Origin of the sequence: Achromobacter marplatensis, from assembly GCF_002209535.1 — a bacterium.
Lineage (GTDB): Bacteria > Pseudomonadota > Gammaproteobacteria > Burkholderiales > Burkholderiaceae_B > Achromobacter > Achromobacter marplatensis.
Window position 1 is genome coordinate 368,054 of record NZ_NJIG01000004.1, and the last position, 21,619, is coordinate 389,672.

Genomic DNA, 21,619 nt, shown 5'->3' on the forward strand with positions numbered 1-21,619 from the left:
GCCTGTCACTGTGCTCAAAGGCACGCCGGCGCTGCGTCCTTTTACGTACACGCTCGCAATGCGGCGGGTCGTGGAGCGGGCAGCGGATCAACCGCCCATGAAAGCCATGGCGGGCCGAGTGGGCTTGGGTAGGAGCGGTCGTGGATAAGCTCTTCTTGCTACCTGCCTGCTATGTGATGCCGGCGAAAGGCGCTGCCGACCAGTATGTCGGCACGACGCTCGATTGGTTTCCTCTCGGTCACTATGGACTGCGCACTAGTGCGGCGAACGACCCGCAGTACGGTGCAGGCGAGTGGAGTGAATCGCCCACAGGGAGCTCGCAATGACTAGCTGGGACTTCGCGCTTGACCCATTCGGCAGACAGTTCGTCGCTAGAGCGGAGGCTGCCCCCTCGCCTCATCGGGACCAGGCCAATGAGCACTACCTTCTCAGGGTCTTGGACGCACCAATTACCATTCATCGGGCGTTTGTGGAGCTCGCCGGCAGTCTAAACGCCGCAGCGATCCTCAGCGACCTTGCCGCGCGCGGAGACCTCTCGGAATTAGCGGGAGACTGGGTCTATCTCGACCCGCTCGACTGGCATACACGCCTTGGGCTGTCCTACAAAGAGCAGCTCACTGCCAGAAAGTTGCTGGAGCGAAAGGGATTCCTTGAGACCCTTCGGACAGGAATGCCTCCACGTACCGCCGTGCGCGTGAATTGGCTCGTCGTAGACAAGGAATTGCGCATCCAGGCGAATAATGCCGCCTCGGCTCAGCCCTTTCCCGTCTTGAGCAGCTGACAGTCGTATGTCGACAAATATTGCCTACGACCGCCTGTGGCTGGCATTGAAGCAAAGCCGGCCGATCGCCTTTGGTCTGTTTCTAGCACGCATGACCGGGAATCCAAAGGCGGCGATCGTACTGTCCCAACTCGCGCACTGGACGCGAACGGGGCGCGACGTTGCCCAGACCAACGGCTGGATCTTCAAAACTCAGCAGCAGTGGTGGATGGAGACGGGGCTATCCCGCGCTGAGCTGGACACGGCGCGGCGCCGTCTTCGCACCTTAGGTTTTGTTGAGGAAACGCTTGCCGGCCGGCCGGCGACACTCTGGTACCGAATGAACCTGCCGAACATCGCACGGGCTCTAGAAGTCTGCAGAAAGGAGGCTCTACCGGTCGAGCTGACATTCGAATTCATGCGCGCACCGGAACGTGCCGTACGCGATTTGCTTGGCCCGACCACTGCATACCATCGGATCCTTGCCGATTTGACTGGTGGAGTGAACGCGGGCCTGTTGCTGTCTCGCTTGCTGCAGCTGCAACGTCGATCGATCGAATCGGGATATCCCTGGTTCAGTCTGACCGCGCTCAACTGGCAGGAAGACTTGGCCTTGAATCGACGGTCCCTGGAAAACGCGAAAGCTCGGTTGAAAGAGCTTGGGCTGGTCCAGGAATTCCACCTTAATAGAGGCGCTAAACGCGTCTACACGCAGGTGGATCCGGCGTTGTTATGTGAGCTGCTGCAGGAGCAGTTCGCCTCCCAAGCGACGGCCGCTAAAAGGGCTGAGGTGGCAGGTATCGCGACAACCCGTCGCCACCAAGCATTTCAAATGTCCACAGGTGTTGGGGCGCAACTCCAACAAAATCAAAGATCTCCGCAGGCCAATGTACGAATCGAGCAAGCTGGAAATTCCCATTCGGGAAAGCCAGATTGCGCGAAAGATCCATTGCAGATAGACGGAAAAGTACGTAGCAGTTTGCAGGATTCGTCCACTTCTATAAGGGGTACGAATACATCTTCGAAAACAGATACGACCACAACCCACGCACGCGCGCCAGAAGCTGTTTTGCTGCAAAACGCGTCCGTGGTGGTTGATGTGGACATCCTACTGTGGCCAGACGTTCTCCCAGCTGGAAGCCGAGAGGGTGCGACGTCGATCCTTGGCTATGCCCCGGCCGCTGTCCGGCAGACGTTGTTGGACGAGTACGGTGCCAGGGCGAGGAGACAGGCTGTCGCTAACCCTCTCGGGTACCTACGGCGACTTGTGCTCCTGGCCCAACAAGGGCGTTTCGTACCCGAACTTGCGCACCTTGAAGCTCAACGCCGGCGCAACCTTGCAGCCGTCTCCGCCTCGGTAAGGGAAGCGGAGGCCGCTGTGACGGGTGACGTCGCACCTGCTTTGCAGCCGTCGTCAAAAGAAGAAGGCCGCGCCCGCCTGGCAGAACTGCGAGCAGCGATGGCAGAGCGGAGGGCCCGAGCATGAGTGTTTTGCAGCAAAACAAGCTGATCCAAGGAATCCGCTCCCCAGTTGATCACGGTCAGGTGGAGCAGCGTTCTTTTGGAGTGGGCCAGCATCACCCAAATAAACATATTCAACAACGGAGAAGCGCCTGATGGCACCCAAAAAAATGGCGGTTGATTCGTCCCTGTCTGCGTTCGCGACGGCCGACACCTCCCCTTTTCCTGACCGCTACGACCTGGATGGCGAACGTCGCATCCTGGGCCCCTTGCTGGACGAGAATGACCCCGACCCTTCTAACCCGTTCTTCGGGCGCCTGCAGCTCTTCTACGAGCGAGAAGCGGAGTTCAAGCGGATGCGCCAATCTCATGAAGCTCGTGCAGGAGCCGATCCCTTGGTAGGGAACTCCGAGGCGCGACAGATACGAACGCTGCCCTCCCTTGTCGCGGAAAGCCAAGACGTAATGTCACTTCATACGTTGGAGGCGCTCCGGCTGTTTATGGGCAAAGCAGTTGAGCCGGGCAAGCAAGGGGCTCCCATCGCGGGCGGAAAGCGGGTCGCGGCTGCGCTGCGCTCTCTTTGGTCTCTGTCGTCTAACGACAATCCCTATGCTGATTGGGCATTGGTTGAAACCAAGGCTCGGATCGAAGACGTGCGTGCTTACATCAATGCGGAGCAAGCGCAACTTCTTCAGAAGCTAGAAGAGATGAAGAGCAAGGGCCTGACCTATTCGGTTCTTCAGTCGCGCGAGCCAGCGCAGATGCAGCTTGGGTTTGCGTCTCCTTACGGCTACATGGTGGCGCTGCTCATCGTGGAGGTCGACTATTTCACCCGCGTGCTCAAGAGCGCCCAGCGCCGCGATCTAGTATCAGGCCGCCAAGGACATGCGTTGCTGCAATCCGTAAAGCACAAGTGCCGGAGCGTATTCGAGCGTGTTTTGTACTGGCAGAAGTACCTGATGAAGGATGAACTCGTAGCGCTTAGCCGCGTCGATTTTGTAGCCGGGGCCGATGTCGTCGCTCAGCAGCGTGTGCAGGCAGTCAAGAATATCTTCGGAGACGTGCCCAAGGCGGTGTTCATGGGCGAAGACGCGCCTCGACACACGAAGCGTCGGCTGAACCTCTCGCCGGCAGAGCTGCGCCTATTGGATGCTGTGCCGTTGACGGACGAGGTCACGGCAGGCGTAGATAAGAACTTGCTGGCCTAGGTGGAGGCGATCATGTCATCACCCTCTGTAAATGCTGCGCGGGACCCCAAAGCAGGTTATTCGGCACGTCATGAGTTGCTGGTGTCGAGAACGGGTGCCGACCTGCCGTCTTATTCGTTCTCATCCGTATCTGTGGACATAAAAGCCTTTAAGGGTAAGGGAGCGTTCCGCTCCCTGTCGCGGCAGTTTGCGAACTCGGTGGCGCAGACAAGGGATGCCATGGACGCTCTGGCGCTGGACACGACCCGTTTCGAGGCAGGGTGTTACCTACGTTTGGTCGAGGAGCGCGGACGTGGAGCGCTGGGTCGCACCCGACTGCGCTGGTGCATCCGAGGACAAGCTCGGTACGTGCGCTTCGAAGCATTGCGCGACGTTCTGGCCGGCCTACCCCCGTCGGTCGTAGAGCACTTTCGGAACTGCGAAGTCAGAGCGGCGGAGCTAAATGTGTTGGAAAACGTATTGCGCCATGCGGTCGACCAGGTGGAGTCGTATTTACGAAATGGAGCGCTGCGCCAAAGAACCGGCTTTGGAGAGCCCTCTGCCGTTTTGCTGCAAAACAGCTCGGGCAATGGCGAAGGCGATGCTTAATGGGACGCTCGGTGGCGGGGCGGCAATGGATCGGCTGATCCTGCTCCTGCTCGCAGCGGCAATGTTCGCGAACGGTCTAGCTGCGATCGGCTTGCTCGTATGGGCAATCTTCCTTTTCCTGGTGGACGCGGAAATATGGGGCATACCTTTTGTCGGATCGTGCCTCTGCCTTGTTCTCGCGGCATGGGCCCACACCGCATTCGATGATCGGATCGCGCGCGCGACTGTTTTGCGGCAAAACGCGAAACCCTATGAACGAAACCAGCAACCTTGATGCCGCTTAAGCGGGGCGACTGACCCTGTCCCAGCGTCTCACAAACCTAACGAGGACAAACTTTTTTTGGAGCAGTGATATGGCAATGAGAAGCGAAATGAGCGGCAACGTTCTGATGAACCCCGTTTTGAAGACGGTCAAAGTGAAGGGCGAAGACCGTCAGGTTTGCGAACTTCGCGTGATGTGCTCCGAATACAAATCCGACGGACAAGGCGGGTACGTGCAGGACGATGCGCGGACGTTTCCTGTTCAGGCGACGATTTGGCACGAGGGAACGGCCAAGCGCGTTTATGAAGTCGTGCGGGTCGGCGCCGCGGTCACGGTTGTCGGGGCTACTTACGTGCGGCCCTGGGTCAATGAGCAAACTAATCAAGCTGAAGCCGGTATGTGCATGGACGCCGAACGCGTGAGCTTGGGGCTTCAACGGGTGGAGTCGGTGCTGTATCGCTCCAAGGCACAGGTTGATGCACAAAAGGCCCCCGATACGGCGCCGGCCGCGGTCTAACCAAATTTCATATTCCCAGGGGTGGCGAGGCCACCTCTGTCGTGGAGAAAGTAGAGATGCGTATCAGCACGAGAAGGCCGAAGTGGGAACAGTTCCGGGAATCGCACGTCCTGCGCGTTGGCAAAGAGCAACGGGTTCTGGGCAGAGTGGACCTTGTCGGGTCTGTCGGGTACTGGTGGCAGACGGCCGATAAAACGGATGTGGCCTACACGCTCCAGGACGCGAAGCGACGGGTCGAGGATTTGCTTAGGCTCAGCGGTGGTGTGGTCGTACTCAAGGGCGTGGGGGCAGGCCCTGTGGCTCGCGCAGCATAGGGGTCATCATGACTAAACGCGTTTTCGGAGGCTTGGGCTGGGTGCGGACGCCCGCTGTTGAGCTCGTCGTGGGGATTGCGGTCGTGTTAAGGAGGGCGCGCAATGTGACGATGAGACCTCCGCACATCATGTGGATGGTTTGTGCCCTCGTATGGTCTTGCGGTGTCCTGGGTGCCTTGGCCGCCCATCCCTCGACGGCAGGAGGGACCGTGTACGAACGACTCGCCAAATACCTCATCGGATGTGCGGCCTTGTTGCTCGCCGGGCGCGCGCTTGCGTCGGTCCGGCGGCTCGGCCGCGAGGAGATGACCAGAGCCCACTTTCAACGCAACGTCGGAACGCGCCCCGGCTGGCCGCGTCAAATTCTTCAGGAGGGAAAAAATGAAGACGCTGATAATTGCTGAGAAGCCCTCAGTCGCGCGCGACATTGCTGCGGCGATTGGTGGATGCCGGCAGGCGGGGAGTTGGTTGGAGGGGGAGCAGTTCATCGTGAGCTCTGGGATCGGCCACTTGGTGCAGCTCGGCGATCCAGAAGCTGGCCCAATGGTGGCGGGATTCGATGGGCTCCCACGGATCCCGGAACGGTTTTCCCTCAGCCCAATCCCTGGAACTATCGACCAACTCAAGCTCCTGGGGAAGTTGATCGCTCGCCCGGACGTAGCGCGGGTGGTCAACGCGTGCGACGCTGGCCGGGAAGGCGAGCTGATATTCAACTTGATTTACGAGTTTCACAACGGGCAAAAGCCAGTCTTTCGGATGTGGATCCAATCCATGACTGCGACCGCGATTCGCGAGGCCTTCAAAGGCCTGCGGCCGGCCGCCGCCTATGCCAGGCTGGGCGATGCAGCACGTAGCCGGTCGGAGGCTGACTGGCTTGTTGGCATCAATGGGACGAGGGCTGTTTCTGCATTGTCCGAGGCGCTCACAGAGCGGCGGGAACGTAGTTCTGTCGGGCGGGTCCAGACGCCGACACTCGCGATTGTTGTTCACCAAGAGCTCGCCATCCGGGCCTTCGTGGCGCGGCCATACTGGGAAGTGCATGGCACGTTCGCCGTGCAAGGCGGCGAGTATGTTGCGCGTTGGCGGGGAGCCTCCGTAGAAGGGGCGGACGGAGCGGATATATCGCACCGCATATGGGATAAATCTAAGGCTGATGCCCTCCTTACCCGATGCCGGGGCGCGGTGCCCACATCGGTGCGCGACGAGTTCAAGGAGGTGTCGAGCGCACCGCCCAAGCTGTTCGACTTGACCACGCTTCAACGGGAGGCGAATAGGCGCTTCAAGTTCTCCGCCAAAAAGACGTTGGACCTGACTCAGGCCCTGTACGAGAAGCATAAGGTCCTTACCTATCCGCGCACGGATTCCAACGCGCTGCCGGAAGACTACCTTGGCAAAGCACAAGCTGTAGTGCAAGCGCTGGGCGCGAGCGCGTACGCTGAGCACGCGAATCGCATCGTCGACAACAGTTGGGTGCGGCCGGATAAGAGAATCTTCAATAACGCGAAGATCTCGGATCACTTCGCGATCATCCCCACAGGGAAAATTCCGGAAGGGCTGAGCGATGGCGAAGCGAAAGTTTTCGACCTGGTCGTGCGCAGGTTTCTTGCGGCTTTCCATCCCTCAGCAGTCTTCGCCAAGACTGAGCGAACAACTGTCGTGGCCGGCGATTCATTCATTGCATCAGGCCGCGTGCTTCAGGAGGCGGGTTGGATGGCTGTGTACGGCAAGAAACACGATTCGGAAGATGATGGCACATCTCTTTGTCCCCTTGTCGTCGGCGAGAAGGCATCAAACGCGGGCATGAAGCTGGTAGCGCAAAAGACGAAGCCGCCCACTCGGTTCAACGAGGCGACATTGCTTGGTGCAATGGAGACAGCGGGAAAACTGCTGGAGGACGAAGAAATGCGGGACGCGATGCGCGATCGTGGTCTCGGCACCCCCGCAACGAGGGCTTCCATTCTAGAGGCGCTTCTTGCAGATCAAGACCGCGCCAAGCGCCTGATCGAGCCCTATCTAAGACGGGAAGGCAAGGAGCAGCATCTCGTGCCTACTGAGAAGGGCATCCAGCTCGTTCAGTTCTTGGAGGCAAACGGCCTCGAAGAATTGACGTCGCCCAGGATGACCGGCGATTGGGAGTGCAAGCTTCGACTTATGGAGCGCGCAGAGTATGACCGCTCCAACTTTATGGCCGAATCTGCGTTGTTCGCACGGCGTCTCGTGGATACGCTCAAGGCGCGCGCCGCGGCGGTTCCGCCGGCGCCAAAGAAGGCCCTTGCCGCTCCCTGCCCGCAATGCGGGGCTGGTCTAGAGGCCAGCGCGCGCCAGGTGCAGTGCAGCAAGGACTGCGGATACCGACAGCCCAGGTCGATTGCTGGACGCGAGCTATCCGATGCTGAACTGACTGCGCTTTACATCGATGGCAATACAGGCCTCCTTGAAGGCTTCGTTAGCAAGGCCAAGCGTCTGTTCAACGCCAAGCTTAAGCTGACTGCAGAACGACGGCTGGAGTTCGAGTTTGAGCCCCGTGCGGAGCCTGTCACTGGTGCGGGCGTCACTGCAGGCGGCACCCAGAAGATCTATCCGTGCCCGCTGTGCCGCAAGCCACTAAGGCTTCGGCAGGGTGCGAAGGGGGCCTTCTGGGGGTGTGCGGCATATCCAGAGTGCAAACACACACAGCCGGACGACGACGGCAAGCCTGGAGTCCGCACCTCGGCCGTCGCAGCGTCAATGCCTCCCGGGGAGGTGGCTCAGGCATCAGCCAGGAGGACGGTGCCGGCCGGCGCGGTGGGCTCCGGGTGTCCGACCTGCGGCTCCGGCCGGCTTGTTAGCCGCGCATCTGCGACTTCCGATAAGCGGTTCCTAGGCTGCAGTAAGTTCCCGCAGTGCCGCCACTTCGAATGGGAGAAGGGCAATGGCAAACCTTGATGTGCATATCCGATTCAGATCGGCAATTGGGTTGATGGGCCAGGTCTCCCTGACGTTTGATGAGGGCGATGGGCGCACTCGGGCGTTTGGCAGACTTGCGATCGATATGGGTCTAGGGAAAGCGGAAGGACCTGTCACAGCGAAGCTTGATGTCGCGTCAATGCGGCAGCTCGTCGACGGAATGATGGAGGCTATTTATGCGATTGAACGGACGGAGCGCCTATACGGGCACATGACAGACCTCAAGGCGCCGAACACTGACGAATGGCCCGCCCTGAGAGGAGGTGTCGCATGAGCTGCATGGCTCTCGGTCTTGGCCAGTCGGGCGTTGGACCACTATCTAGTCCTTGCTGACCTCCTTAAGAATCACCTCGGCGGCTCGGCCGACTTCACTTTTGTTCTTGGGCCTGACGAAGGCAATATGCGTGATCGCATTCATAGATTAGGTCGAAGGGATTTCAAGATCGAGTTTTGCCGGACGGTAAAGGAACTTGCCGCGCTGATGCACAATGCTCGTCTCGTCGTTTCAAACGATTGCGGTCCATCACACATCGCGCGAGGCTTATGCGTTCCATATGTCGGGGTCTTCAATGAACCAAATCCAGAGTGGTTCTGGAAGCGGCGCTACACCCGCGACGTTGTACCGAACAACGGCATGGCCGAAATCAATTCCATCGTGCCGGCACGGGTTCTACGGGCATGCCTGGACGTCCTCGTCCAACCCCGATTTTCGTGAAACGGGGATGTCCGCGTTAATACGCCTTTGGCAGGGGCTGGCCCCTCTATCGAAATAAAAAAGGGACGGATAGGCGGGCCTTGAATTTTTGGCTTTGGCCTCCATCAAGGTAGGTCCGGTGGCGTTATCACCGCCACCGGACACCCGCCGCCATTCGCGCTGCGGGTAACTTTATAGATCCGAAAGGAGATCTATGACGAAAGGTCAATACACCTTGAAGACCAAGGAAGAAGCGCACGAACTGAACGAGCTGTTCAAACGTTACGGCGCTGGCCTGACCGACGAGGAACTGCAGCGTATCGAGAAGTCCAAATATGCCAAAGTGCGCGTCCCGCTGAACGCTCCGAAGGACTAACCTTCGGAGCTGGAAGTCGGATTGGTACCCGAACTTCCTATAAGGGGAAGGTGCTCCAACACCTTCCCCTTATTTTTTGGATGAGCACTTTGCTGTGATCAGGGCGAAATATACAACATCGCGGCCAACCTCAATTTAGGCATTCTTGACTGTCTACTAAGACAACGTCGTGCATCGGTTCTTTTCAGACCGCCGCGGATGCTTAGGCGATCGTAACTTTCCGCGTATCCCAGCTGTGGGCCAGTTCGCTTAGGAAGCTGTGTTCGTACCGCTCGTTGACACTCCGTAGCAGCTATCGTCAGATACCAACTTCGAAAAAAAAGGGCCACCCTTATGGGGTGGCCCGTCCTCCTTGAGGGACGAAGTCAGCTTACCAACTGCTTCGCAAGGGCGACTTCAATGCTGTCGCCTCCCTGGTTGAGAATGTCGAGACCGGAATCAGGCATGTCGCCAGACGTGGACTGCGATACTGCAATCTTCTGTGCCATGAGTTGAAGGCAGCGCATTTGTGCCGACCCCTGATAGCCAAGAAAATCAACGTCAACGTCGCGCGTTTGCCCAATCCGCCAACTACGCCTTGCGGCCTGCTGCAACGTGTAGACGTTGTAGCCGGTCTGCATAAACAAGATGGTCGGAAACTCCAGCATATCCAGACCAGTCTTCACCAGCTCGGGATTGCAAACAAGCGCATCGATGCCGCGATCCACCTGCTCCATCACCCAGTCCTCCCGCTTTTCGGCGGACACGCTGGAACGAAGCACGGCACTGCGCAAGCCAGCCTGGTCAAGCAAAGCCTTTAGCCTGGCCGAAGTGTCGCGCGTGCCGGTATACGTGGTGTAGACCAGCGTGCGCCGACCATGCGCGGCCTCCCGCCTTACACGTTCCAGTAGCGCGCCTTCTTTGGGCGTCATCTCCTGGTTTCCGTATAGAGCCGGCAAGCTCAACAGCACCGACTTGGTATGCGGGTGCCACACAGTCTCCGGCCGAAAACAACATTCCGGCCATGCCAGAAGGGCGTTTAGAACAACCCCCATGAGAGACTTATCGCCGGCGCGAAGCGCGCGACGAAGTTCCTCAACCAAAGTACGCTCAAGGTACTGATAGGCGGACTCCATGTCCGGTGACATAGCGACCTCCACCATGCTCTCGCGATAAGGTGGAAGGACATCTTGCCCCAGTTGAGACAGTTTCAAGAACGCCGTGTAGGGGACCACATATCGCATGATTCCCTTCGGACCAAAACCCGGTCCTTTCACGGTTGAAACTGTCTTCTTGTCCCCCTTCGCCGTCCGATGGGATCCTGAATTGGATTCCTTATGGATGTCGATCAGGACGCCGTGCTCGCGCATGAAGGCCATTGTGGCCGAGGCCATTGAGCCCTTGGAATTGAAGTTGAACCCGTCCTCAATCATCATCCGCGGATGTAGGCGATAAAGAAGGTGGTAGAGATCGTCGGCATAGCCACCCATCAACGTGCCAGTCAGTGCGAGAGCCTTTGAGCACTTGCGTGCCAACACCCCCATTGCCTGGCCTTGAGCTGAGCCTTCGTTCTTGTACTCATGGCCTTCGTCTGCGATAAGCAACCCGAAGTACCCCTGGGGCAGATAGCGTTTGATGAACTCAGTGGGCTGAAACCCCCCTTGTCCAAAAGATACCTCCGTATAGGCAAGTGCCCGTTCCATGCGTTTAGCCTGGCGGTCCGAGAACACCAAGTCACCTTCTTCATCCATCAGATTGATGAACTCGTAGACGTTGTCCTGCAGCATGTCACCAAGCATGTCCTCGCCAAAGCGAGTCAGGAGATTGTCCGCAGTGCGGGGACCCACCGTTGGCATTTGAACGAGCGCCTTCTTGACCATATCGCGATAGGTCGTCGGGGTTGCGCGCTTTGGGATCAAGGTCCAAAGCCGCTCGCCACAATTGCACGCTCCACGACGTTCGTTTAAGGCCGAAGTCGCGAGCGCAGGGGTAAGCGGCACGCCATCTTCATTGCACACAAACTGACCGCAGCGCGGGCAGCAAGCGGCGCTTCTGCAAACCCGTCCCAATTCGGAATCGAACAGTACCGGCCGTGTTGCAAACGCAGGACGCCAATCGAACCCCATACGCATCCGGACACGCCCCAAGATGAAGAACTGAGGCGAAGTCGGCCGGTCGCGCATTGTCCGCAATTGAAGGAGCTTTCGAAGGGTGTCCGGACCGTTGAGGATCCAAACTTGCGCACCGGGCACAGTTGCCCGGATTTCCCGTCGCCATTTGTAAACCAAATGAGGCGGTGCGAGCACGAGCGTTCTAGGGAGACCAGCGTGATGGAGAAGTGTGGCTACGAGAATGCCCATAAGGGTCTTTCCCGTCCCCATCTCCGCATTGATAATTCCAGCAGGCGAATGCTGGGTCAACAAGGTGGTGATCGCGTGAACGACACGACGCTGTGCAGGAAAAGGTGTCCTCAACAAGGAGTCGATGATGACGTCCCAGTCGGCACGCTCAAGGTCATCAAAGATGGGAGGATTTTGTTTGCGTACAGCTTGCAGCAGACCAGACCCGAACTTGCTAATAAAGTCCGATAGCGGAATCCGACGAGTTTGATCCGGTTCAGCCTCGTTCAAGGCGGCGGCTTCTTCATGGAAGGTTGCATTCATTGTGGTGCTCCAAGAAAGAGAGACACCAAGCCCGGCCGGGATGGTGTCCCGGAAGGGTAGGGAAAGCGGTATTTACGCCTCGACGGCGAGATTCAATTGGCCGTTGCGGACGTACGACGAAATGCGCGCTGAGAAGTCGATAGGTATGCGCACAAAGATCGGGTGAATTCTTCCGGCCGGCCGGCACATCTCGTCAGTAAGATCGACGAGCAGCTCTGTGCTCAGCTCGCCCAAGATAAATTCACGCCAGTGGTCCATTAGAGGCACTTCGGAGACCTGTTTAACCAGGTTCCATACGCGATCATCCGCCGCGTCGGCCTCCGATGTGTCGACGCAGTCTTGTAGAACCCAACCACTGCGCGTTGCCCGTGATGGCTTCAATAGGGATGGGTCATAGATCCAGCAGTGTAGAAGTCCGCCAAAAAGGGTCTGTTTCGGCAGTCTGCCAGTGTGCTTATCCAACCTTTTGACGTCGCCGATCGAAATGACGGTTTCCACTGAAGATGAAGCCGTAACCAGTGTCAATTGCCGTAGCCCGCCCTCCTGTGTACCGAGCTGCAGCGATGCGAAAAGTTGTTGTACGGAACCATCTCGGCCGTAGAAGGAAAGGAAGGCGAGATCGCCATTGGGAAACCGGACGCAAGCGTCCACGAACAAGTCTTGCAGTTCGCGAATGCGGAAAATCATAGAAGCGCTCCTGTAAACATAAGCCGGTCGCGCCGGCCAGAAGAACTAGACCGCTGTAAGGTGCGGCAGCAGGTCGCGGATGTGTTGAATGGATCGAGCGGAAAGGCGTACCTCGAACAACCGATCAAGGTCTACGATTTGCTCCTCCAGCGACGGGGCTGCGTCGCACACAATGCGGCAGAAGTCCAAGAGGCTTCGCGCACGAGTTTGTAGTTCCAGCTCGTGGACGGTGGCGTCAGGAAGCGGAAGCGGCGCGCCGTCCAACTGCTCAACGTACCGTTCCATAGCTTCGCCATCGTCATGGAAGTCGTCGTGGAGGGGCTTGTGGGAACTGCGTGTCTCCCATAGAGAACCGGAGTTGAACGCCGATTCCGCCAATTGGAGGGCAGTACCAACGTTCGATGCTTCCACGCCGATCTTGATGCTATGTATATGAGGAATTTCGAAAGTGACGATGAATTTGGAAAGCGTTGTCATTGGGCGAATCCAAGCGACAGCGGGAGCCCCCTGCGGGGTTACCCGCAGGGGTTAGAAGGACACTCCAGGTCAGAGAGACCACGGTCAGGGCGTAAACCCATGGAGCCAAACCGAAAGGATGCCGGTTACGCCGGCGGCGGCCCGAGAACGTCGGGCTACGTAAAACGCTGTCATAAGCGCACCGAATATGCGCTTATGGCAGCACCCTCGCCAAGGCGAGGGGCTGGACAGACGTGGCGCTTGCCACAGTCATCAAGTCATTCAACGGATATTGACGAGCTGGCCCAAATCCGGACCCGGTGTGAAGTTGATTCCAACGATCGTGGGAACGAACTTGTCGCGCAGCACTATCGTGGTTCGCACATCGCCGTTACTGGCCTCCTCAAGCTGCACCTCTTGGTCCTTGACCTTGATGGTGTCGCCGCGGATCAATAGCTTTGTGCCGTCGTCTCCTTCAACAACACCGCTTATCTGGCCGGCCGCCAGTGCGAGCGCCAAATGCCAGTCGGAGAGGTTGCATAGAGGTCGCCTGTGTGCGACTTGGCCAGTATTGAAGATACGGCCAAACTGCGGCCACAAGGTCGCAGTTTCAACACGTTGAAGTTCGTCGTGCAGCTGCTCCGGGTCGATCTTCGTGGAGAAAAAAGCAAGCTCGCCCGCAACGTTTGGGATCAGGTAGGGCGCAGTTCTCCATTCCTTGGGAAGCTCTGGCGGCAGCTCGCCCTGACCAATCGTGCTGAGCCGCTTAACCACTTCCGGATCTGGTGCCTCAGAACGCCTTTTGACTCCTAGCACGACAAGCTGGCGAAATTCCTGCTCTGGCGCAAGGAAGGCTTGTATGCCCTCGAAGTTACGGGAGATCATCGTCGCGAACTGCTTGTCCATGACGTAGTGCGGGACTATCAAGACCAGCACACCGCCAAACGCTAGTGCCGGAACGGAGGCCTGATAGAAGACTTTCTCTAGGCGGTCATAATGCCTATCACCGGTGTGGCCCTTGTCGGCCACCACGGCGCCGTAGGGAGGATTCAGAAATAGAAGTCCCATCGAGCGAGCAGATACGAATGCGTCGTGTATATCCGCGTGCAGTGCGGTGCGCAAAAGATTCTTCGCGTGCCAGGCACGACCTTTGTCGAATTCGACGCCATACGTCTCCGTAGTTGGCGACCCATGAAGCGTGTCTACAGTCGACGCAATCCAGTGAAGTGCTGCGCCTTCACCGCAGCAGGGGTCATATAGTCTGGCGCCGGCATCGGGCTCCAAAAGTTCAAGTGCTGATGAAACCCGCGTAAGTGTTTCTTCGTCCGTTGGGAAATAGCCGTTTCGAACGAAGTTCTGAGCTAGCCTGGGGAAGATAAGTGCCATAGTGAGCTACTAGGAAGAGTTGATAGGGCAGGCCGGCAGATGCCGGCCCAGGATGTAGGGCAAAAGTTCCTACTTGGAATGCCACGTTTGAGAGGCCGCACGGAAGCTGTAGTCGAACCGCTTACCGAGCCAGTCCCGCTGAGACCGAAATAGCGCGCGGTCGACAGAAGGATCAAGCTTCACTGGCTGACGGGCTCTGATTAGCTCGCTGAGCTCTGCGCCGAAGATTTCCTGCAGCTCGCTGTCTTCAATATCGCCAATCGAGGCCACGGGCTCGTCGGGTGCGATAGCTTCAATAGTGGCCGGCGCTGGCAGAGATACAGACACCGGCGCAGGCATGGTGTCTGCTTCTGATTGAGCCGTGACAGGCGGGGACGTACGTTCCTCGTCGGCTGGATCAGGCTCGCTAGCTTGAGTCGGCATTTCGGCGTCATCGGGTTCATCGCTTTCAAGCATGACTTCGGCCAGCGCAGCCCGTATCTCAATCGTGATCTTTCCGTACCACGTGTAGGAGTGCGGATAGATTTTTGAGATCAAGAATTCACCTGGATAGGTGCCAGATTGGAACTGCTCCAGGATCTTGTCTTTGATCTTGAACTCACCGATCGCTGTTTGCAGCTCGCCGACGTTGAAGTCGCCATTGCCGCCTCGAATCGTCTTGACCTCCAGCGTGCCGGAAATCTTAATCATGGTGTTGCTCCAGAAATAAAAGCGGCCCCCGGAGGGGCCAAGATGAAGGTGAGGGGCTGCGGGCTAAAAGCCCGCACGGGGGATTGAAAACTATGCGTCGGGATCTAAGAGGTTCGAAGGTCCTGGTGCGGCTGGGTGAATTGCTGTTCACTTTACGAAGAAGCTGGATGATCAAGATGTCGTTCAAGCTTCGCCCTAATTTCCTTTGCTACGCCCCGCCATGAATGCGGGTGAAACAGCGGATTCTCGGGACACTCTTCGAGCGCTTCGTCGCTGAGCTGTGACACGGTTGTTGCGTGCTTGAGCAAGGCGTCGACGACAAACATCTGGGCAAGCGGTCCGAAAGAGGAATACTCCATCAGGTCCGCGACGCATTCGACGTTCGTCATTCGTTCGCTGGGGGAAGGGTAGGTCATAACAAGGCCTTCAAGAATATGAGGCCCCCGATCGGGAAGCCCCGATGGGTGAGAGAACGGCAAGCCCTACTTAGAGCTTTCGGTGAAGGAGCCGTCCGCCTGGTGCGTGACGACACGGTTTCCGACGTTGTTGAGACTGTCGTGCAACGTCTCGATGAACATGCTTTCCGGCACGACTATCCCAAAATTATTCAGGACGGTGCGGTAATAATCGAGATTTTTGCCGAAGGCATTCGATTCGAGAAGATTGGAGTAGAGATAGAAATCCGCTTCATCTGCCTGGGTGGCATCAAGAAGCTCGACCGGCCTGAGAATGACCATGAAGAAGTAGTTCAATTGGCGGTCCCAACCGAGATTCACGGTAACGGGATGATCTTTGTGAACGGTGTCAAAGTAATGGTTGCTCATTGCAGACCTCGAAATAGAACCCTATCGCCCCACGGGCGTGGGCCCGGATTGGGAAGAGGCAGGGCGCCGAGTGGACGCCGCTGCCTGGGCTTAAATCGGGACGACGCGTGTCGCGCCGGCACCGCTCAGAACATTTACCCGTTGACCGGGCTTTAACGGAACGTCCGCCTCTTGGGCGACCGCCTGCATCTGGCCGCTATCGAGCCTCACTACGACTTCGATACCCGCGGCTTGAGATACCTTGCGCTCGACGGAATTACCTGCAATTCCGCCAATCAAAGCGCCCAGGGCCGCTGCGACATAGGACCCCTTATGGTTTCCAATGAAGCTGCCTGCCAAGCCACCGAGTGTGGAGCCCGCAGCCATGCCTGCACCAGAGTTGTAGCTGGCCTGTATGGTGATAGGTCGTGCCGAAAGGACCGTCCCGGATTGGACCTGCTGCACCTGCTGGGCTTGCTGGTAGCTGTACACGCCACCTGATGCGCTTTGATTCGCACATCCGGCGAGTAGGCCGGCCGTCACTACCGTAGTAACGACGGCCGCGCGGCGTGTTTTTTGCGAGATGATCACTATGCCGTCTACGCGAGCGCGGACAGCAACAGTGAGCCTTGAGCCGAGCGCAAAGGCGCCCCAGATAAGTGAGCCAACGCAAATGCCAAAAGCGATAGAAAGGGCTGCAACGCTGAGGGTTGAACTCATGTCGGTTCTCCAAAATGAAAATGGGGAACCGCCGCCCCAGTCGGGGAGGAAAGTTCCCCGATGGGCTGAAAAAGACACTCCTGGTCGCTAGACCTGCGGTCACCGAATGGTGGAGCCAAACCGCGCACTGCAAAAGATGTCAGATGAGCTCTGACGGGCGTACTGGGCGGAATCCTACACACAACATGCACGGTTTGGCAAGAGCGCTACAGAGCTTTTTAGCTCCCGCGGAGCGTTCTATCATGTGCCCGTTGTGCTGCGCGGTGGCCCGCGATCTGGGCGCAACATAGGATAGAAATTGAACCTCGAACTGTCATCCCCGAAACGCATGAAGCGAAAGGCTTCAGCGGCAGTCTTCCTTGTCGCAGCTATCGGTATATCTGGTTGCGCTGGGAAAGTCCAAGGTCTCCAAGTGGCGCCCGATGGCTTAGACTTTGACTACACGGTAGACACTGGCGCGGCGCTTGGGGTTGTACGTGCGTTCGGGGATCAGGGCAAGACAGTTGTGGTGCTTGATCGGCCGTTGCCAGGCGATATTAGGTCTGTACCCATCTATCTGCAAGGAGGCGTACAGGCGTCGGCAGATGTGCAGGGGAACTACATTATTCTGGCGGGCAAGCCCGATCGGTTTACCGTGCTGCTGCCAGCAGGGAAGGTCGACGTCGTCCGATCTACTGCGCCTGCACAGCCGCCGCGGGAATCCGGTGGCGAGTTAGAGGATAGCCCTCAAGCGGAGGCAGCAACGCATCCGGACGACGGGGAGGAAATCGAATCCAACCTGGACTGGGGCGCGGTCGATGGCCAGCGTGCCGGTGCCGCCACATATCACGGGGGGCAGGTGCCCGCGAGGCCAGCCGGCCTTAGCGATGGACGGCAAGGCCCCCTACCCCAAAGCATTGAATAACTTGAAAAGGAATTTGCGATGAACATTCTCTCTCCCTGGATCAATAAACTGGCAGTGGGTTCGAAAGCAATGCACGCGCGCCTTGGTGACGTGACAGTGTTTGCCGTGTGCGGTGAGGAGCGGGAAGATCGAGAGGTTGAGTCAGTGTTCCTGGACGCGGACGGCAACACGCTAATGGTTATCGAAGTTGTATCCGCAGCAGAGCTGAGCGAGATAGACCCTTGCCGGGACCTGGCGCCCCGTCGCACTGCGACCGCGACGATATTGCCATTCAAGGCCGCAAGTCCACAGTAAAGGACTCGTGGGGGTCTGGAATTTCCCCACCGCGGGGTGCAAATCCCGTTGATTTCTCGGCCTCGCAAACGTAAGATATCGGCTAGAAAGCGCTCCGACTGCTTATGTCGGAATCTTTTGTAGCAAAGCGGTTTGGCTCCACCATTCGGTGACCGCAGGTCTAGCGACCAGGAGTGTCTTTTTCAGCCCATCGGGGAACTTTCCTCCCCGACTGGGGCGGCGGTTCCCCTTTTCTTTAGGAGATCCGTCATGGCTCAAGCAAACACCCCCAAGTACTTCGACGCCCACCTTCGTGGCCTCGGCTATGTCCGTCGCGTCCGCGAAGTTAAGCCCAAGAAAGGCGCGCCATTCCTGTCGTGCAGCATCAGCATCTTTCACGGTGAAGCGCAGGAAGGCAATGCGGATTCACTCACCTGGCTGAATTGCGACGTCAAGATTGTCGGCAAAGAGGCCATCAAGGTCATGACCGAAAAGCTTCAAGAAGCTGCGAACGACTCCAACCGAAAGGTCTTGGCGTCCGTGACCATCGGCGATCCGTACATCGATACCTATAAGATCACGACCGGCACTCGTGCAGGTCAAACAGGAGTAGTCCTTAAGGGCCGCTTGCTGAAGATCCACATGGCGAAAGTCGATGGCGTGTTGGTCTATCAGTACGTTGAACCCGAAGCTTCAGCTGAAGGTGTTCGAACTGGCACGGACGGCAACTAAGTCCAAGCCAAACCCCGAAACTCCACTTACGTGGAGTTTTCTTCAATGGACGCCGCCGGCGCCTATTGAAGAGAACTTCGCAGGTTGTTCAGTGCGCGCCGCACTCAAAATGGCGCATCCCGAGTATCTGGTTAGGCTGCTGAACAGGCCAGATGAAAAAAGCAGTGTCCTTCACCCTCATTCGATTCGGCGAATTGGCGTTCCTCGATCGAGACTGAGCTACCCGTCGCGGCCCTGAACCGGCCGCGGCTTTCTCTACGATTCTCCGCTCTGCTAAGGCAGGGCACTTATAGCCCGAGTAGGCTTGCCAGAGGCGATCACGTCGCTTCTGGCAAGCCTACAATTGAGCTTACTCGGGCGCCAACCCCCACCCTACATCCCAGGCCTGCAGCGGCCCATAACGCCTGTAACCTTAGCGCAAGAGCGCATCAACCCCCGCACGGCACTGCCTGGCGGGGGTTTTTTGTTGGAGACGTGCGGTCAGAGGACGTACACCACCGCACCTTCCGGGATAGCACCGGGCAGCACAGCTACTGCCGCCCCTGCCGATGGCGAGTAGAGGTGGCCGCTTCGGGCTATGCCCACCAGGTAGGGCAGCCCCGTCTCCTCTTCTGGGAACATCAGATACAGGTCGGGCTGGGCATCGCCGGGAACGAAGAAGACGTATGCCCTGCCGGCGTCGATGTGATTGGCAGTCCCGGCCTGCGGCTTGAACCAGGTCGGTAGATCAAGCGAGCTGTTGGGCGCAGGCCCGGAAAAGGCCGGGTTTACACGGGAAAACTGCGCGACTGCATTCGCATAGATCCGCAAGCTTCCGCCGGCGGAGCTCGCCTCCTGGTGAAGCAGCACATCAACCATGGTTTGGTCGGAACTTGACGCCCAAGCCGCTAAGAGCGTCAGCAGGGCGAATAGGGGAAGCATAAGCAGGCCCATAGAGTCGACGTCCTGTTAGAAAGCTAGCGCGACAGAGGCGATCATGAAATACCGCAGCATGTGTATCCCTGCCCGACGTTGCCGGCATACAGGCTCTTGCCCATGACCGTATAGAAATTCTGATTGCTGCCGGAGCTCGTCACGCTCGTGACGATCATGCCGGCCGGGCACCATGAATTATCTGCAGGGAGGTTGTCGCTTGCACGGCCGGCGAAGTAATACTCGCAACGCAGCTGCCCACCGCCGGACTTACGCCAAACGCCTGACTGGCACGCCAAGGGCTCTCCGATTCCTGTGCGGGCCACTAGACCATTTGCTTCGCAAGCCCAACCCTCGTTGGCAACACCGCCGACGTATAGATACTCGTAGGCGTTGAGCCGGCCATGCGAAAAGGTTTGTCCCATTGAACGCACGGCGCCGCCTCGAATCTCGCCATTGGTGACCACGTGGTTGTCGTGCAAGACGCGAAGCCAACCGTCATTGCCGGCGGTGTACCAGCCCGTGCTGCTTGCACCGTCGCTGCTCTGGACGATAAGGGCTCCCTTGGTGCTGACATTGCCGGAGGCCTCGACCGTCTGTGTTCGAACAGTGCGGACGTTGTTGAGATCGTTGCCGTTTACGTCGATGCTTGTGTTCATCCGGTTGACTTCCGGCCGGCCGGCGACGGCATTCCGGTAGAGATAGTCGGTTACCTGTCCGGCACTGTTGAAGAACAACGCGGTGGCCAAGTTTCCGCCCGGCAATGAAAGACCAAAGCTGGCGACCGGCACCTGCCAACTGCCCATCGACCCCTGAGCGATCGCGGGCTGCCTTGTGAGTACGAAGCCGCCGCCTTCCAGCATGGCGGCAGTTCGGCGCAGGTCCGTCTCTGGCACATCCGCCCCGCCTCCGCTAACGAGCAGCGCTTCAAGGACGGCCTGCCCGCCTTGAGTGGCCCGACGCACGGCGAGCGTGTAAGCCTGGCCATAGGGGTTGAGAAGAGGCACGGCTGCGGGCAAGTTTCCGGCGTTCCGTATTGTGTCCAGCGAGACAGTCACGGGGCCGCCCGCGGTAGAGGCCAGAAGTGCAGCGTAGTTGTTCTTGACATACGCGGCGGCGGCATTACCGACTTGCTTTTGATGGAAAGCAGCCTGCCGGCTTGTAATCGTTGCGACGTAATCGGCTTGATACCAGTTCCACAGTCCCATGACCGCTGCGAACAGAAGGGTCACGAGCAAGGCCTCAAGCACCGTGAAGCCAGCTTGCTTGCGTCTGGTCGCGCCTACTCGATAGTGTCGTTTCATGTTCGATTCCCAAATATCGCTGCCGCCTTCTGGGCCGCAATTTCCGTGTTCAGTCCGGCGAAATCGCCTTTCCGGATCTTCGCGCGTATTGCGGTGTCTTCTTTGCCATCCAACACCAGCCAGTTGATCTGTAGGCGCTTCGCAATACCCGTAGCTGTCTTTACGGTTTCAAGTTGTTGATGGATCACTGCAGCGATGTTGTCGGCCAGCATTGCATTGAAGGATTCGACAGAAGCGCCGGATCCGGCGCATAGCGACTGCAGCTTGGTGAACGTTAGCTCGGGGCTGTCGGCGTGGAGCGTTGTCAGAACAGGCCATCCATTGCCGCTCACGCGGACGACCTCAATGGCTGATGGCGGGTCACGTGTCTCGCCCAAGTAGAAGATGTTGGCGCGAGATCGAAGCCCCCGCATTAACTGTTCCTGATAGCCACCGTGCTCGCGCGCCACCTCGATTTGGATGGCACGTCCCTTTCCGTGAATTCCGTTCAGCGCCGTCTCTGGCGGGTCGGCTAGAGCAATGCCAAGGCCACCGTGCCGTTCAAGACGGTCAATAAAGATTGCGTCGGCCGTGGAAGTTTTGCCGTGCCGCATGCCCCCCGACACCACAACTAGGCCGCTCAGTTTTGGCCGAGTTAGGTGATTGAATAGCCGCTCTGCCATGCCGAGCGACTTCAATGGCCTTGTCTTTACGTCTGCCCTGGCGAGGATGAAGATGTCTTGAGAATCGACGTCAAAGAGCTGCGTCACCCGGAATTTCTCTTCACCCAAGGTGGCGGTAAATTCGGATTTTGTCAGCGTGCGAAGCGCCTGCCTGCATTGCTGTCGTAGCAAGTTGACGTCGGCCTGCAGATGGCCCGGCACCTTATCGGTGAGGGACTGGCTACCCTCCAGCTCACGAAGCTCCGCGTAATCAGGGCCGATGATCATGTCGACGAATCGCAGGTCAAGCAGGCTTGTAGCCTGCTCCAAGGTAACGGGCATC

The 21,619-nt window shown here is 58.1% G+C and carries 25 protein-coding genes; 14 read left to right on the plus strand and 11 right to left on the minus strand.

What is annotated here, in order from left to right; translation table 11 throughout:
• Positions 1–322: 322 nt before the first annotated feature.
• The 11 genes from CEY09_RS11995 to CEY09_RS32145 all read left to right on the plus strand — a co-directional run bounded on the left by CEY09_RS11995 (position 323) and on the right by CEY09_RS32145 (position 9,126).
• On the plus strand, positions 323–781 hold the full coding sequence (locus tag CEY09_RS11995) for a hypothetical protein (RefSeq protein WP_088588750.1): 459 nt from the start codon (positions 323–325) through the stop codon (positions 779–781).
• Between the two features lie 7 nt (positions 782–788).
• The gene (locus tag CEY09_RS12000) at positions 789–2,246 is read left to right on the plus strand and encodes a hypothetical protein (RefSeq protein WP_088588751.1); all 1,458 of its coding nucleotides are present in this window, start codon (positions 789–791) and stop codon (positions 2,244–2,246) included.
• Between the two features lie 130 nt (positions 2,247–2,376).
• Positions 2,377–3,429 (plus strand): PFL_4669 family integrating conjugative element protein, encoded by a 1,053-nt coding sequence (locus CEY09_RS12005; protein ID WP_088588752.1) that lies wholly within the window; start codon positions 2,377–2,379, stop codon positions 3,427–3,429.
• A gap of 12 nt (positions 3,430–3,441) precedes the next feature.
• On the plus strand, positions 3,442–4,017 hold the full coding sequence (locus CEY09_RS31915) for a hypothetical protein (RefSeq protein WP_143219549.1): 576 nt from the start codon (positions 3,442–3,444) through the stop codon (positions 4,015–4,017).
• Between the two features lie 25 nt (positions 4,018–4,042).
• Positions 4,043–4,291: a hypothetical protein gene (locus tag CEY09_RS12010; RefSeq protein ID WP_143219550.1), complete on the plus strand. Its 249-nt coding sequence runs from the start codon at positions 4,043–4,045 to the stop codon at positions 4,289–4,291.
• A gap of 97 nt (positions 4,292–4,388) precedes the next feature.
• Positions 4,389–4,796 carry a single-stranded DNA-binding protein gene (locus tag CEY09_RS12015; RefSeq protein WP_234818270.1) on the plus strand — a complete coding sequence of 136 codons (408 nt, stop codon included), beginning with the start codon at positions 4,389–4,391 and terminating at the stop codon, positions 4,794–4,796.
• A 523-nt stretch (positions 4,797–5,319) separates the two neighbouring features.
• Positions 5,320–5,514, plus strand: a complete 195-nt coding sequence (locus CEY09_RS31920) for a hypothetical protein (RefSeq protein WP_143219551.1) — start codon at positions 5,320–5,322, stop codon at positions 5,512–5,514.
• Complete coding sequence (locus CEY09_RS12025; RefSeq protein WP_088588756.1) at positions 5,492–8,035, plus strand: DNA topoisomerase; 2,544 nt, start codon at positions 5,492–5,494, stop codon at positions 8,033–8,035. The genes CEY09_RS31920 and CEY09_RS12025 overlap by 23 nt, the downstream gene beginning before the upstream one ends.
• Positions 8,022–8,330 carry a hypothetical protein gene (locus CEY09_RS12030; protein ID WP_088588757.1) on the plus strand — a complete coding sequence of 103 codons (309 nt, stop codon included), beginning with the start codon at positions 8,022–8,024 and terminating at the stop codon, positions 8,328–8,330. Before CEY09_RS12025 ends, CEY09_RS12030 begins: the two co-directional genes overlap by 14 nt.
• Before the next feature lie 126 nt (positions 8,331–8,456).
• On the plus strand, positions 8,457–8,771 hold the full coding sequence (locus CEY09_RS32490) for a glycosyltransferase family 9 protein (RefSeq protein ID WP_272938457.1): 315 nt from the start codon (positions 8,457–8,459) through the stop codon (positions 8,769–8,771).
• Positions 8,772–8,964: 193 nt separating this feature from the next.
• Positions 8,965–9,126, plus strand: coding sequence for a hypothetical protein (locus tag CEY09_RS32145; RefSeq protein ID WP_158218661.1), 162 nt, complete (start codon positions 8,965–8,967; stop codon positions 9,124–9,126).
• A gap of 365 nt (positions 9,127–9,491) precedes the next feature.
• Here the strand turns inward: CEY09_RS32145 and CEY09_RS12040 are convergent, their stop codons facing one another.
• The 8 genes from CEY09_RS12040 to CEY09_RS12075 form a co-directional block, all read right to left on the minus strand.
• Positions 9,492–11,768 carry an SNF2-related protein gene (locus CEY09_RS12040; RefSeq protein WP_088588759.1) on the minus strand — a complete coding sequence of 759 codons (2,277 nt, stop codon included), beginning with the start codon at positions 11,766–11,768 and terminating at the stop codon, positions 9,492–9,494.
• Positions 11,769–11,840: 72 nt separating this feature from the next.
• A complete protein-coding gene (locus CEY09_RS12045; RefSeq protein ID WP_088588760.1) occupies positions 11,841–12,455 on the minus strand; it encodes a hypothetical protein in 615 nt (204 codons plus the stop codon).
• 45 nt (positions 12,456–12,500) lie between these two features.
• A complete protein-coding gene (locus CEY09_RS12050) occupies positions 12,501–12,932 on the minus strand; it encodes a patatin (protein ID WP_088588761.1) in 432 nt (143 codons plus the stop codon).
• Between the two features lie 261 nt (positions 12,933–13,193).
• Positions 13,194–14,297 (minus strand): DUF6094 domain-containing protein, encoded by a 1,104-nt coding sequence (locus CEY09_RS12055; RefSeq protein ID WP_088588762.1) that lies wholly within the window; start codon positions 14,295–14,297, stop codon positions 13,194–13,196.
• 69 nt (positions 14,298–14,366) lie between these two features.
• On the minus strand, positions 14,367–14,987 hold the full coding sequence (locus CEY09_RS12060; RefSeq protein ID WP_088588763.1) for a DUF3275 family protein: 621 nt from the start codon (positions 14,985–14,987) through the stop codon (positions 14,367–14,369).
• Positions 14,988–15,139: 152 nt separating this feature from the next.
• Positions 15,140–15,376: a hypothetical protein gene (locus CEY09_RS12065; protein ID WP_088588900.1), complete on the minus strand. Its 237-nt coding sequence runs from the start codon at positions 15,374–15,376 to the stop codon at positions 15,140–15,142.
• Between the two features lie 93 nt (positions 15,377–15,469).
• Positions 15,470–15,811 carry a hypothetical protein gene (locus CEY09_RS12070; protein ID WP_088588764.1) on the minus strand — a complete coding sequence of 114 codons (342 nt, stop codon included), beginning with the start codon at positions 15,809–15,811 and terminating at the stop codon, positions 15,470–15,472.
• 90 nt (positions 15,812–15,901) lie between these two features.
• Complete coding sequence (locus CEY09_RS12075) at positions 15,902–16,510, minus strand: outer membrane lipoprotein (protein WP_088588765.1); 609 nt, start codon at positions 16,508–16,510, stop codon at positions 15,902–15,904.
• A 298-nt stretch (positions 16,511–16,808) separates the two neighbouring features.
• Here CEY09_RS12075 and CEY09_RS12080 point away from each other — a divergent pair, with 298 nt between their 5' ends.
• The 3 genes from CEY09_RS12080 to CEY09_RS12090 all read left to right on the plus strand — a co-directional run bounded on the left by CEY09_RS12080 (position 16,809) and on the right by CEY09_RS12090 (position 18,419).
• Entirely contained in the window at positions 16,809–17,414 is a 606-nt protein-coding gene (locus tag CEY09_RS12080; protein ID WP_143219552.1) for a hypothetical protein, read from the plus strand.
• Positions 17,415–17,432: 18 nt separating this feature from the next.
• The gene (locus CEY09_RS12085) at positions 17,433–17,708 is read left to right on the plus strand and encodes a hypothetical protein (protein ID WP_088588767.1); all 276 of its coding nucleotides are present in this window, start codon (positions 17,433–17,435) and stop codon (positions 17,706–17,708) included.
• Between the two features lie 249 nt (positions 17,709–17,957).
• Complete coding sequence (locus CEY09_RS12090; RefSeq protein ID WP_088588768.1) at positions 17,958–18,419, plus strand: DUF3577 domain-containing protein; 462 nt, start codon at positions 17,958–17,960, stop codon at positions 18,417–18,419.
• Between the two features lie 480 nt (positions 18,420–18,899).
• Here the strand turns inward: CEY09_RS12090 and pilM are convergent, their stop codons facing one another.
• The 3 genes from pilM to CEY09_RS12105 form a co-directional block, all read right to left on the minus strand.
• Positions 18,900–19,277 carry a type IV pilus biogenesis protein PilM gene (gene pilM / locus CEY09_RS12095; protein ID WP_223264753.1) on the minus strand — a complete coding sequence of 126 codons (378 nt, stop codon included), beginning with the start codon at positions 19,275–19,277 and terminating at the stop codon, positions 18,900–18,902.
• 116 nt (positions 19,278–19,393) lie between these two features.
• A complete protein-coding gene (gene pilV, locus CEY09_RS12100; protein WP_088588770.1) occupies positions 19,394–20,635 on the minus strand; it encodes a shufflon system plasmid conjugative transfer pilus tip adhesin PilV in 1,242 nt (413 codons plus the stop codon).
• The gene (locus CEY09_RS12105) at positions 20,632–21,618 is read right to left on the minus strand and encodes an ATPase, T2SS/T4P/T4SS family (RefSeq protein ID WP_223264754.1); all 987 of its coding nucleotides are present in this window, start codon (positions 21,616–21,618) and stop codon (positions 20,632–20,634) included. Before CEY09_RS12105 ends, pilV begins: the two co-directional genes overlap by 4 nt.
• Position 21,619: the final 1 nt, after the last annotated feature.

Excerpts from the sequence above, each read along its gene's own strand:
- CEY09_RS12065 (WP_088588900.1), bottom strand. The coding sequence starts at position 15,376 with ATGACGAACGTCGAATGCGTCGCGGACCTGATGGAGTATTCCTCTTTC.
- CEY09_RS12055 (WP_088588762.1), bottom strand. The coding sequence starts at position 14,297 with ATGGCACTTATCTTCCCCAGGCTAGCTCAGAACTTCGTTCGAAACGGC.
- CEY09_RS12040 (WP_088588759.1), bottom strand. The coding sequence starts at position 11,768 with ATGAATGCAACCTTCCATGAAGAAGCCGCCGCCTTGAACGAGGCTGAA.
- CEY09_RS12050 (WP_088588761.1), bottom strand. The coding sequence starts at position 12,932 with ATGACAACGCTTTCCAAATTCATCGTCACTTTCGAAATTCCTCATATA.
- CEY09_RS32145 (WP_158218661.1), top strand. The coding sequence starts at position 8,965 with ATGACGAAAGGTCAATACACCTTGAAGACCAAGGAAGAAGCGCACGAA.
- CEY09_RS12085 (WP_088588767.1), top strand. The coding sequence starts at position 17,433 with ATGAACATTCTCTCTCCCTGGATCAATAAACTGGCAGTGGGTTCGAAA.
- pilM (WP_223264753.1), bottom strand. The coding sequence starts at position 19,277 with ATGGTTGATGTGCTGCTTCACCAGGAGGCGAGCTCCGCCGGCGGAAGC.
- CEY09_RS12030 (WP_088588757.1), top strand. The coding sequence starts at position 8,022 with ATGGCAAACCTTGATGTGCATATCCGATTCAGATCGGCAATTGGGTTG.
- CEY09_RS32490 (WP_272938457.1), top strand. The coding sequence starts at position 8,457 with ATGCGTGATCGCATTCATAGATTAGGTCGAAGGGATTTCAAGATCGAG.
- CEY09_RS12005 (WP_088588752.1), top strand. The coding sequence starts at position 2,377 with ATGGCACCCAAAAAAATGGCGGTTGATTCGTCCCTGTCTGCGTTCGCG.
- CEY09_RS12045 (WP_088588760.1), bottom strand. The coding sequence starts at position 12,455 with ATGATTTTCCGCATTCGCGAACTGCAAGACTTGTTCGTGGACGCTTGC.
- CEY09_RS12105 (WP_223264754.1), bottom strand. The coding sequence starts at position 21,618 with ATGCCCGTTACCTTGGAGCAGGCTACAAGCCTGCTTGACCTGCGATTC.
- pilV (WP_088588770.1), bottom strand. The coding sequence starts at position 20,635 with ATGAAACGACACTATCGAGTAGGCGCGACCAGACGCAAGCAAGCTGGC.
- CEY09_RS11995 (WP_088588750.1), top strand. The coding sequence starts at position 323 with ATGACTAGCTGGGACTTCGCGCTTGACCCATTCGGCAGACAGTTCGTC.
- CEY09_RS12015 (WP_234818270.1), top strand. The coding sequence starts at position 4,389 with ATGAGCGGCAACGTTCTGATGAACCCCGTTTTGAAGACGGTCAAAGTG.
- CEY09_RS12090 (WP_088588768.1), top strand. The coding sequence starts at position 17,958 with ATGGCTCAAGCAAACACCCCCAAGTACTTCGACGCCCACCTTCGTGGC.
- CEY09_RS12070 (WP_088588764.1), bottom strand. The coding sequence starts at position 15,811 with ATGAGCAACCATTACTTTGACACCGTTCACAAAGATCATCCCGTTACC.
- CEY09_RS12000 (WP_088588751.1), top strand. The coding sequence starts at position 789 with ATGTCGACAAATATTGCCTACGACCGCCTGTGGCTGGCATTGAAGCAA.
- CEY09_RS12025 (WP_088588756.1), top strand. The coding sequence starts at position 5,492 with ATGAAGACGCTGATAATTGCTGAGAAGCCCTCAGTCGCGCGCGACATT.
- CEY09_RS12060 (WP_088588763.1), bottom strand. The coding sequence starts at position 14,987 with ATGATTAAGATTTCCGGCACGCTGGAGGTCAAGACGATTCGAGGCGGC.
- CEY09_RS12075 (WP_088588765.1), bottom strand. The coding sequence starts at position 16,510 with ATGAGTTCAACCCTCAGCGTTGCAGCCCTTTCTATCGCTTTTGGCATT.
- CEY09_RS31915 (WP_143219549.1), top strand. The coding sequence starts at position 3,442 with ATGTCATCACCCTCTGTAAATGCTGCGCGGGACCCCAAAGCAGGTTAT.
- CEY09_RS12010 (WP_143219550.1), top strand. The coding sequence starts at position 4,043 with ATGGATCGGCTGATCCTGCTCCTGCTCGCAGCGGCAATGTTCGCGAAC.